The following is a 10,517-nucleotide window of genomic DNA, read 5'->3' on the forward strand; positions in this document are numbered from 1 at the left end:
CATGAGGATCAGCAGCGAGAAGGAGACGATCGGCGCCCAGGACGGCGAGACCACGGCCATGGTGACCGCCTCGCTGACCCCGATCACGATGCCCGCCGCGAGCGGCCCGAGCGCACTGCCCAGGCCCCCCAGCATCACGGCCGCGAACACCACCCCCACCCAGGCGAAGATCTGCGAGGGCGTCAGCGTGAAGGTGAGCGCGAGGCACACGCCGGCCACGCCGGCCAGCGCCGCGCAGGCGCCCGCGAGCAGCAGCGACAGCCTCCGCGCGTCGATCCCGAAGGCAGCGGCGATCGGCCCGTCTTCCGCCATCGCACGCAGGGCCTTGCCCAGGTCGGTGTAGCGCATGCCGGCCCACACGCCGAAGGAGATGCCGAGCGCCAGCAGCAGCGTGAGCAGTTCCGGCACTGGCACGTAGAGGCCGCCGACGGTGAACTTCATCGCTGCGTAGTGCGATTCCAGCTTGCGGTAGTCGGCCGTCCACACGCCCTGGATCGCGGCCTCGATCACCACCGTGATGCCGAAGGTGACCAGCAGCGAGTTGAAGGGCGTGATGGCGAAGCGCGAGAGCACCCACTGCATGCCCACGCCGAGCAGGAAGAACAGCGGCGGCACCAGCACCAGCGCCAGCAGAGGATCCACGTGCCACGCGGTCGCCATCTGGTAGGCCAGGTAGCCGCCCAGGAACACCAGGCCGAAGTGCGACAGGTTGATCTGCCGCAGCAGCCCCCAGGCGAGCCCCAGCCCCAGCCCGATCAGGCCATACAGCGCCCCGATGAAGATGCCGGAGAGGATGGCCTGGGCCAGGAGGTTGAAGCTGGGGAGCTGCATCGGGGCATCGGCCTCAGCGCATCTGCAGCGAGGCGCCCGGCGCGGCGAAGGACGGCGGCCACACCACCTTCCAGGTGCCGCCCTGCACCTGCTTGATCTTCATGAGGTCGTCGCCGTAGTTGTTGGGCCCGTCGAAGCGCAACCGGCCCTGGATGGTGTCGATGCGGTTCTTCTTCAGGAACTCGGCGATCTTCTTGTCGTCCAGGCTGTTGGCACCGCGCACGCCGGCCTCCAGGATCTGCCACGCCGTGTAGGAGGCAGCGGCCTGAACCTCCACGTGGGTGTCGGGCAGGCCGGCGGCCGCTGCGCGCTCGTTGAACACCTTGACGAAGTTGGCCGCCTCGCCGTGGTTGGTGAAGGGCGAATGCTCCTCGAAGATCGTCAGCGCCAGCGCGCCGTTGCCTTCGGGCGACTTGGTCATCGGGCCCGGCGCCGGGTAGGTGTGGAAGTGCAGCGGCGGCGCGTAGTCGATCTTCTTCATCGCGTCGAGCAGCATGTTGCCTTCCAGGCCGATGTCGCCGATCCACACGAAATCGGGCTTGGCGTCCTTGATGCGCGCGGCGATCGGCCCGAAGTCGCGGTTGCCGAAATCCCATTCGAGGAACAGCACTTCCTTCAAGCCGCGCTTCTTCGCCACGTCACGCCCGCCCAGCGACATGAAGTGCACCGACGGGAACTTGCTCGTGACCACCGCGATGGTCTTGGGCGGCTTCTTCGAGGCCGCGAGCATGTCGAACACCGTGTTCGGCACCGTCTGGCCGGGGTCGGGGCCCAACGCCCAGGCCGGGAACTGCATGTCGAACTTGGCCAGCGACGGAATGCCGAAGGTGTGGTGCACCAGCACCTTGCCGTAGCGCTGGGCGACACCCATGGCCGAGAGGATGGCGCCGGTCGCGTAGGGGCCCATCAGCAGGTCGACCTTGTCGCTGGTGACGAGCTGCTCGTAGAGCGTACGTGCAAGGTCGGGCTTGGACTGGTCGTCCTTGACGATCCATTCCACCTTGCGGCCCAGCAGGCCGCCGCGCTTGTTCAACTGCTCCACGTAGATCTCGCCCACCAGCTTGTGCGTGAGCGCGGTGGCGGAGAGCGGGCCGGTGAGCGCCAGCGTGCTGCCGATGCGGATCGGCTGGCCCGAGGGCGCTTGCGCCAGCGCGGGCAGCGCGAGCGCGGCACCGGCGGCGGAGAGGAGGTGGCGGCGGGTGAAGGACATGCTTGTCTCCTGTGGTGGCGCTGTCGTCGCTGGGGTTCGGGCTTCGCCGCGCACCGCCAGCCTACGTCCGGGGTTTCCAGCCCTGGCTCAATTCCTCGTTGTGTTCGCCGAGCAGCGGCGGCGGCGTGACTTCCAGCGGGCGCTCGCCGTCGAACGACACAGGCGAGCGCACCGTGCGGAAGCTGCCCACGACGGGGTGCTCGGCCTCGACGAACAGCTGCAGGTGCCGGGCCTGGGGGTCGTCCGGCACCTCCGCGGTGGTGTACATGGGCGCATGCGGCACGTCGTTGGCCTCCAGGCGGCGGCACCATTCGGCGCGCGCGTGGCGCAGGAAGATCGGCCGCAGCACCTCGATCAGCGCCTCCTGGTGCGCGATGCGGCCCTCGCGGGTGGCGAAGCGCTCGTCCTGCAGCAGGTCGGGCTTCTCCATCGCGGTGGCGAGCCCCTGCCAGAACTTCTCCGGCGAGGACATGTGCAGCGCGATCCACTTGCCGTCGCTGCATTCGAGCACGTAGGACTGCGAGACGCTCGGCCGGCTGTAGGGCCCCATCACTTCGCCCGCGGAAAACAGGTGCGTGAACGCATCGAGGTTGAAGTGCGCCATGGCCTCGAACATCGACAGGTCCACCCGGCGCGCCGTGCCCTTGCGCCCGCGCTCGACCAGCGCGCCGAGGATGCCGTAGGCCGCGTAGAACCCGGTGACGAGGTCCGCGATGGCCGGGCCCACCACGCGCGGATTGGCCGGGTTCACCAGCAGCCGCAGGTAGCCGCTGGCGGCCTGGGCCACGCTGTCGTAGGCGGGGCGCTGCGCCGACGGGCCGGTGGCGCCGAAGCCGCTGATGGCGCAGTAGATCAGTTGCGGGTTGAGCGCGTGCAGGCGCTCGAAGCCGGCGCCGATCTGCTCGGCGAAGCCGGGGCGGAAGTTCTGCAGGTACACGTCGGCCTCGCGCACCAGCGCGTCGAACTTCTCCAGGTCGTCGGGCTGGCGGGTGTCCAGCGTGACGCTGCGCTTGTTGCGGTTGACCGTCTGGTAGTGCGGCGAATAGAGGCCGCCCTTGAAGGCGCGAAAGGGATCGCCCGTGCCGGGCAGCTCCACCTTCACCACGTCGGCGCCCAGGTCGGCCAGCAGCATGGCGGCCGCCGGCCCGGTGATGAAGGTGCCGTGTTCCAGCACCCGCACGCCATCCAGCACCTTGATCATGCGCGCGCCCTCACTTCGGCATCTCGCCGGTGTATTCGAACTCGCGCATCGCCTGGTACGACAGGGCGAAGCCGATCGGGTCTTCCTGCTCCTCGTTGAGGTGCGCGATCAGCGCCGCGGTGCGCGCGAGGATGGGCACGCCCTTGAGCGCGCCGACCGGAAAGCCCACGCCCAGCAGCACCGCGGGGATCGCGGCCGAGACGTTGAGCTTCAGGTCCTTGCCGACGACGCCGGGGACGATCTCCTCCACGAGCTGCGCGATCTGGACGAAGTGCTGGCCGGCGCCGGCGCGCCGCGCCACCTCGAACAAGGCATCGACGCGGCGGTCGCGCTGCTTGTGCTCGGGGTGGCCGTAGCCGGGGATGGCCTGCTTCTGCTCGCGCCGCGCCGTCACCACCGCAGTGGCCGCCGCGCGCAGGTCGCCGCCTTGCTGCTGCGCGCGGGCGTCGATCTCCACGAACATTCGGCCGGCGGTCTCGGACGCGCCGAGGATCACCGAGCCGCAGCCGAGGATGCCCGCCGCCACGGCGCCCTGCAGTGCCTCCGGCGCCGCGGCATACGTCATGCGCGCCGCCTGCACGCTGGGCACCAGCCCGTGGTCCGCGATCGCCACCAGCGTGGCGTTCACCACCGCGCTGGTCGCCGCATCGGGCTTGCGGCCCGTGAGCAGGAAGACGAAGTAGTCCGCGAAGTTCACCTGCCCGATCAGGTCGCGCGAGAGATCCTGCCCGCGCACGACGATCGTCTCCGCGTTGGAGGTGGTGATGCCGGAGCGCGGCACCGTGGCCTTGCCGATCTTCAATTGCGTCCCCCCGTTGCGAAGGCGGTTTCGTAGGCTGGCGCTGGAGCGATAGCGAAAGCCCAGCGCTTACTGCGCGGACGGCACCAACCGGAAGTCGTACTTCGCCGTGTAATACGGCTTGTTCATGTGCCTGCCGTCCGGCGCCCGCCCCGGCTCGTGCCTGGGACACTCCACGATCAGGCTGTTGCGCACCCCGAACACCGCATCCGAATCGAGATAGGGGCTGTCCTTGACGAAGATGTGCGTGACCAGCCGCTCGTGCCCCGGCGCCGCCAGCATCATGTGCATGTGGCCCGGCCGGTTCAGGTGCCGGCCCATCTTCGCCAGCATCGTGCCCACCGGCCCGTCGCCCGGCACGGGGTAGAAGGTGGGCTTGATCGACCAGAAGCGGTAGTTGCCCTCGGCATCGGTGCGGAAGCGCGCCCGCAGGCTCATGCTGTCGCCCTTCTGCATGTCGTACAGGCCGTCGGCGTCGCCCGACCACACGTCCACTTCGCAGCCTGCAATCGGTTTGCCGAAGGTATCCGTCACGCGGCCGTGGTAGAGCGTCGGCTCGCCCGGGTAGCCCTCGCCGATGTCGGCGCCCAGCTCCAGCTCGGGCGCACCGGGCCAGAAGAAGGGGCCCTGCACGGTGGCCTCGGTCGGCTTCTCGCCCGGCTGGTCGGCCAGGGCCCGGGCGCCGCGCGCCTGGTCCAGCGCCACCACCAGCATCGAGATGCCCAGCGTGTCCGACAGCAGGATGAACTCCTGCCGCTTCTCGTCGCACTTCTGGCCGGTGGCGGTGAGGAACTGGATGGCGGCCATCCATTCGTCCGGGGTCAGGTCCACCTCGCGGATGAAGGCATGGGCGTGCCGGACCAGGGCGCTCATGACCTGGTGGAAGCGCGCATCCTTGCATTCCGCCATCCGGTCGATCACTGCCTGCGCGAAATCGCTGACTTCGAGTTGGGGCATGGGCGTCTCCTGCGGCGAAGGAGTTCGACTGTCCCGAGCGGCGCGGGCGATCACAATCCGGACGGACCCTTACGGGGCGCCGCGGCGTGCGGCGCGGACCTACGCGCCCGCTGCGAAGGGCCGTGCTACATTGGTTCCATCGCCGCCATCGAGGAGCTCCCCATGCGCTTGCGCTGGTTCGCACTGGTTGTCGCCGTCTTCGCTGCTCCCATCGCATCCGCCCAGACGGCCGCCGCGATCGCGCAGCAGATGCAGCGGGTGGAAGGAGCCTTGAACCGGCTGTCGCAGGAGCAGCTGGTGGTGTACCAGCAGTTCCAGATGGTGCAGGAGATGCGCCGCAGCGAAGAACGCCTCGCCCTGCAGCGCCTGCCGATCTACCGCCTTTCCACCCTCGTGCCGCCGCCCAGCGTGGACGACATCCAGCGCGACGAGGACGCCCGCACCCAGCGCATGAACGAGCTGCAGGCCGAGAGCGACCGCCTGTACGCGCGCTACCGTGAGCTGGAGGAAGAGAAGCGGCCGCTGCTGGACACGCTGTCGACGCTGGCGCAGGCCACGCCCGAGCCCGCGGGCGCCGAAGTGCAGGCCGGGGCCGTTGCGGTGCCGGTCCCCGTGCCGACGCCGGTGCCGCCGGTCACCCAGCCCTCGCCCGGGTTCACGGGCACCTTTCCCGGCTTCACGGGCGGCTCGCCCGGCTTCACGCCGGCGCCTGTGCCGCCGCCTCCGCCGGCGACGCCCTCGCGCTGACGGCCCCGTCGGCCAGGCGCGCCTTCAGGCCGGCGCGTGCACGCCGGGCTGGCGCGCGGCCCAGTCGTTGAACTGGCGCACGAACTCCAGGAAGGAGTTGCGCGTGTGCATCACGCCATCGAGCACCACGACGGAATTCGCGCGCGGAACCGCCTCGTTGTAGAAGCGGCGCAGTGCACGCGGGAATTCCGAGTCGCTGACTTCCTCCGCCGCGAGCACGTCGCCGTAGGCAGTGGTGAGACTGATGCTGTGATGGCTCATTGGCATGGCCTGGATCGCTCCCGTATCCGTATCGGTATCCGTACTGCGCACAAGGTACTGCGCCAGCGGCATCCGGGAGGTGGGAAGGCAGCCACCGATTCCAGTCTGGCCCGGCTCGCATGCGCGCCGGAGGCGCACTTGCCGGAACGAAAGTGTCGCGCGCGAACCGGGCCGGATGGGTTCTACAAGCCCTGTAGGCGCCCGCCAACGTCGAGCGGGAGCCTGCGTCGCTCGGTGCGCAGGCGAGCTCCGCCTGGAACGGAGAACGCCCGTCCAGCGGGCGTTCACTGTCGGAGAAGCGGAGCCTGGCTTACAGCTTCGTCGCGGTGACGATCTGGAAGTTGCCGAAGAAGAAGGTCTGGCGCTCCACGCTCCAGCCGCCCATGTCCTGCAGCAGGGCCACGGGGTCGTGGCTTTCCCAGAGCGCCAGGCCGAGGGGCTCGAATACCTTGAAGTACGTCCAGCTCAGCAGTTGGAAGAACAGCGAGCTCGGCTTGTGGAATTCGCCCAGGTAGAGCTTGCCGCCCTGGGCCAGCATGCGGCCGGCTTCCTGCAGCGCCTTGATCTTCAGGTCGTGCGGCAGTTCGTGCAGCAGGAAGAACATGATGTTGGCGTCGGCGAAACCTTCCTTCAGCGTCATGGCCGTGGCGTCTTCCTCCACGTACTCGATCTTCTTGCCGAAGCGGGGCTCGAGCTTGCTGCGGGCGTGCTGCAGCTCGTTGCGGATGATGTCGGCCACCACCACCTTCCTGGCGCCGGAGGCGAAGGAGGCGGCGATGGTGCGCGGCATCACGTTGCCGAAGGCGCAGGACGTGATCAGCACCTGCTTGCCTTTGAGGTTGGTGGCCTTGATCCCGTTGACGATCTTCGTCACCAGGCGCGGATACTGGAACAGCAGGATGGCGGAGATGATCGGCTGGAAGTCGACGATCTTGATCAATCCCATGCGGGAGTAGATCGGGTAGACGTGCGATTCGGGAGTGTGGCGTCCGCCCGTCAGGTCGCGCAGGATCAGGGTGCCGCGGGTGGTCGCGAAGAAGAACATGCCGGTGCAGGCCAGTACGACGAAAAGGCCGATCAGCGCGTTCATTGTCAGGGTGTTCATAAGTCCGACTCCTCTATCGGTGCGTCCGGTGTGCTTTACTGTGCTCCGATCGCGCGGCGGGCAACATCAGCGGCCACTGAAGAAACGCTCGGAACATTCCGATTCGCGCACCCACCCGCACCGAGGCCGGCTCGGATTCGTCCGAGTCGGCGTCGCGCAGGGGACAGGGTTGGGACCAAGGACCACTCTTTCGCGGCCTGCGACCGCGGGGCGAGGGCTTCGTGGAGATGGGCGGGCCGGGCGAGCGCCCGGCCCGGTCGCGGGCGCCGGGGGCCTGACGCCCCGGCGCCCGCTGCGCCTTACTGGCTGAGGATGAGATTGAGGATGACCCCGGTGGCGATGGCCACCAGCACGTAATCGGGACCTACCTGCACCCAGTGGTAGCCGCGCGGCGGCGGCGACAGGCGGTGGGCGCGCCAGTTGCTCACCACGTACTGCCGGTTGCGCAGTTCCGGCGGCAGGCGGTGGCCCCGCCGGAACTCCGGCCCGCGGGCGTTGTAGTAGTGGCGCGCCTCGCGCCGGGCCTCGCGCTCGCGGGCCTCGCGCCGGTGTTCGCGCTCGCGGGCGTCGTGCCGCGCGTCGCGTGCGTCATGCCGCGCCTCGCGCGCATCGTGCCCGTGGTGCGAAGGCTGGGCGAACGAAACCGTGCCGAAGCCGAGCGAAGCGATGACGAGGCTGCAAACGATGGTTCTGCTTTTCATGGATGGATTGCTCCCGGGTGTCGAAAGCTCCAGCGTGGCGCACTCGCGCGTGCCGCGGGCGAACCGGTGGTACGAGGTTGCAAGACGATGTATCCGCCGCGGAACGCGCCCGGCGCGCGCCAGCGGCCCCGTCCCACGCAGGGTCGCGGCGCCTGCCGGCACAATGACAGCGTGATCCCCGCCCTGCGTGATTTCCTGCGCTCGCTCGTCGAGCCCCCGCCGCCCGGCGAAGCGCCGGTTTCCATCGAACTCGCCACCGCGGTGCTGCTGGTCGAAGCGATGCGCGCCGACCGCGGCACCCAGTCCGCCGAACGCGACGCCGTTGCGCAGATCCTGCAGCAGAGGTTCTCGATCGACGACGGCGACCTGCACGACCTGCTCGCGGCCGCCGAGGATCGCTCGCGCCGCAGCAACGACTTCTTCTCCTTCACCTCGGTGCTCAACGACCGCCTCACGCAGCCGCAGAAGATCGAGATCGTCGAGCTGATGTGGCGCGTGGCCTACGTGGACGGCCACGCGGATGCCGGCGAGAGCCACATCATCTCGAAGATCGCGGGCCTGCTGCACGTGACGCACGGCGAGTACATCGCCGCCAAGATGCACGCGAAGCAGGGTCGGTAGCGGTAGCGATTCGGCGGATGCGTGGCAGCCGCGGCGGCTGCCATGGCCGGCACCCGATCAATGCGCGAGCCCCAGCGCGCGCGTGATCTTCGCACCCGACGCACGCAGGCGCTCCAGGTCGCGCGCGAGGTCGCCCGCCAGCAGCTTGCCGCTGCGCTTCTTCCAGCGGCCCGCCACCATCACGCTGTCGATGTTGGCGAGCGAAGCGTGGAACACCACGCTGCTCACGGCGTCGTGCACCGGCTGCATGTTCAGGTCGGTCGCGCGGATCACGACCAGGTCCGCCTGCTTCCCCGCCGCCAGCGTGCCGATGCGATCGAGCTGCTGCAGCATGCGCGCGCCTTCCACCGTCACCCACGACAGCGCCTCGCGCGTGACTATCGTGGTGGTCGGCGGGATGGCGCCGTGCTGCTCGCGGTAGGCCAGGTTGTCGAGGCTGCGCTGCATGCCGAGCGCCACCCGCGCCTGCGTGAGCATGTCGCCCGAGAGCACGCTCTCCAGGTCGACCCCGAGCGATGGCGCGCGGCCGAAGCGGCGCAGCCGGCCCGTGAGCGGGTGGCCGTGGCCTTGCGACATCTCGCTTTCGGCAGCGGCGGAAAAGCTCATGCCCAGCGCGCAGAAGCGCTGCAGCTGTTCGTCCGACAGCGCATGGCCATGCACGATGTTGATGTGCGGACCGAGCAGGCCCTCCTCCTCCAGCCGCTGCCAGCCCTCGGGCGTGCGTGCGGGGCCGCCGCCCTGGTGCAGCGAGGCGATCACCCCCAGTTCGCGCGCCATGCGGAAGTCGTGCAGCGCCACGTCCAGCGTGGAATAGTGCGGGCCCAGCACCGCGGCGTGGATCGCGAGCAGCGGCCGGCCCTGGTGCTGGCGCAGCAGGCGCTCGAGTTCGCGCCGCGGGTGCGGCACTTCCCAGAACGGCGCCTGACCCGGCTGCGGATCGGGCTTGGGCGTGCCGTGGAAGAAGGCCGCGCGGATGCCGCTCGAGAGCAGCGCCTCGAGCGCCGCGTCGTCGTGCTCCGGCGTGGGATTGTTGTGGCACCAGTCGGCCAGCGTGGTCGTGCCGCAATCGAGCTGGTTCAGCGCGCCCATGCGCGTGGCGATGTAGAGGTCCTCCGGCGCGAAGGCCGTGGCCAGGCCGGCATGCATCCTCCGGAAGTACTCCAGCAGCGTCCAGTTGGAAGCCAGGCCGCGCAAGGCGGTCTGCCAGGTGTGCATGTGGGCGTTGACGAGTCCGGGGATGACGATGTGGCCGGGAAGGTCGACGACCTCGGCGTCTTCGACGTCCAGCGCCGGCGCGATGGCGGCGATGCGCCCGTCCTCCACCAGCAGGTCGCCGGGCGCGAGCTCGCCCTGGCGGTCCATCGTGACGATCGTGGCGCCGCGAAGAAGGATGCGCTTCATCTCCAGGCCTCCGGGTCCGGGTTGCCGTGCCTACTCTAGTCCACTGCGACGGGTCCCGGACATAATTCGCGCCACACCGCAGCGGCAGGAATGGTCCGCCCGCTGCGGCGCCCCCCCATGCAGACCCTCGACACCGACGTGCTGATCGCCGGCGGCGGCCCTTGCGGCCTGATGCTGGCCAACGAGCTGGGCCGGCGCGGCATTCGCACGCTGCTGGTGGACCCGAAGCCGGGCACGGCCTTCAACCCGCAGGCCAATGCGACCCAGGCGCGCACCATGGAGCACTTCCGCCGGCTCGGCTTCGCGCACGAGGTGCGGGCGCGGGGGCTGCCTGCAGACCACCCGACGGACATCGCGTACTTCACCCGCTACACGGGCTGGGAACTGGCGCGGCTGGCGTTGCCGACGGCCGCCGAGGCGGTGCGCCAGGTGCGCGGCCTCGGCGGGGCGTGGCGCGCGGCGGAACTGCCGCACCGGGTGTCGCAGAAGTTCGTGGAGGAGATCCTGCGGCGGCATGCGGAGGGGTACGGCACGAACGACATCCGGTATGGGTGGAGGTTGGTCGAATTCGAGGACGACGGAGATGGAGTCACCGCCGTCGTGTGCCCCCACCCCAGCCCTCCCCCAAAGGGGGAGGGAGCGGTGAAGGTGCGCGCGAAGTACCTCGTGGGGGCGGACGGGCC

12 protein-coding genes are annotated in these 10,517 nt (G+C 69.5%); 3 read left to right on the forward strand and 9 right to left on the reverse strand.

Annotated features, from left to right (window positions below; translation table 11 throughout):
• The 5 genes from VFM98_RS11005 to VFM98_RS11025 all read right to left on the reverse strand — a co-directional run.
• On the reverse strand, positions 1 to 831 hold an 831-nt coding region (locus VFM98_RS11005; RefSeq protein WP_325109964.1), incomplete at its 3' end, for a branched-chain amino acid ABC transporter permease.
• A 13-nt stretch (positions 832 to 844) separates the two neighbouring features.
• Positions 845 to 2,041 (reverse strand): amino acid ABC transporter substrate-binding protein, encoded by a 1,197-nt coding sequence (locus VFM98_RS11010; RefSeq protein ID WP_325109965.1) that lies wholly within the window; start codon positions 2,039 to 2,041, stop codon positions 845 to 847.
• A gap of 61 nt (positions 2,042 to 2,102) precedes the next feature.
• Positions 2,103 to 3,242, reverse strand: coding sequence for a CaiB/BaiF CoA-transferase family protein (locus VFM98_RS11015; RefSeq protein ID WP_325109966.1), 1,140 nt, complete (start codon positions 3,240 to 3,242; stop codon positions 2,103 to 2,105).
• Positions 3,243 to 3,252: 10 nt separating this feature from the next.
• Positions 3,253 to 4,044 (reverse strand): citryl-CoA lyase, encoded by a 792-nt coding sequence (locus VFM98_RS11020; protein ID WP_325109967.1) that lies wholly within the window; start codon positions 4,042 to 4,044, stop codon positions 3,253 to 3,255.
• 66 nt (positions 4,045 to 4,110) lie between these two features.
• Positions 4,111 to 4,998, reverse strand: a complete 888-nt coding sequence (locus VFM98_RS11025; RefSeq protein ID WP_325109968.1) for a dioxygenase — start codon at positions 4,996 to 4,998, stop codon at positions 4,111 to 4,113.
• 162 nt (positions 4,999 to 5,160) lie between these two features.
• On the opposite strand from VFM98_RS11025, the gene VFM98_RS11030 reads away from it, so the two are divergent.
• A complete protein-coding gene (locus tag VFM98_RS11030) occupies positions 5,161 to 5,745 on the forward strand; it encodes a hypothetical protein (RefSeq protein WP_325109969.1) in 585 nt (194 codons plus the stop codon).
• Positions 5,746 to 5,769: 24 nt separating this feature from the next.
• Here the strand turns inward: VFM98_RS11030 and VFM98_RS11035 are convergent, their stop codons facing one another.
• The 3 genes from VFM98_RS11035 to VFM98_RS11045 all read right to left on the reverse strand — a co-directional run bounded on the left by VFM98_RS11035 (position 5,770) and on the right by VFM98_RS11045 (position 7,812).
• Positions 5,770 to 6,006, reverse strand: a complete 237-nt coding sequence (locus VFM98_RS11035) for a hypothetical protein (RefSeq protein WP_325109970.1) — start codon at positions 6,004 to 6,006, stop codon at positions 5,770 to 5,772.
• Between the two features lie 310 nt (positions 6,007 to 6,316).
• A complete protein-coding gene (locus tag VFM98_RS11040) occupies positions 6,317 to 7,111 on the reverse strand; it encodes a class I SAM-dependent methyltransferase (RefSeq protein ID WP_325109971.1) in 795 nt (264 codons plus the stop codon).
• 299 nt (positions 7,112 to 7,410) lie between these two features.
• Positions 7,411 to 7,812, reverse strand: coding sequence for an RcnB family protein (locus VFM98_RS11045; RefSeq protein WP_325109972.1), 402 nt, complete (start codon positions 7,810 to 7,812; stop codon positions 7,411 to 7,413).
• A 171-nt stretch (positions 7,813 to 7,983) separates the two neighbouring features.
• Here VFM98_RS11045 and VFM98_RS11050 point away from each other — a divergent pair, with 171 nt between their 5' ends.
• Complete coding sequence (locus tag VFM98_RS11050) at positions 7,984 to 8,433, forward strand: TerB family tellurite resistance protein (RefSeq protein WP_325109973.1); 450 nt, start codon at positions 7,984 to 7,986, stop codon at positions 8,431 to 8,433.
• Positions 8,434 to 8,490: 57 nt separating this feature from the next.
• On the opposite strand, the gene VFM98_RS11055 is transcribed toward VFM98_RS11050, so the two are convergent.
• Complete coding sequence (locus VFM98_RS11055) at positions 8,491 to 9,834, reverse strand: amidohydrolase family protein (RefSeq protein ID WP_325109974.1); 1,344 nt, start codon at positions 9,832 to 9,834, stop codon at positions 8,491 to 8,493.
• A gap of 117 nt (positions 9,835 to 9,951) precedes the next feature.
• Between VFM98_RS11055 and VFM98_RS11060 the strand changes: the two genes are divergently transcribed.
• Positions 9,952 to 10,517 (forward strand): FAD-dependent monooxygenase (locus tag VFM98_RS11060; protein WP_325109975.1); only part of this gene is annotated, 566 nt, incomplete at its 3' end.

It is taken from the genome of Ramlibacter sp. (genome assembly GCF_035706265.1).
In the GTDB taxonomy this organism is placed as follows: Bacteria; Pseudomonadota; Gammaproteobacteria; order Burkholderiales; family Burkholderiaceae_C; genus Ramlibacter.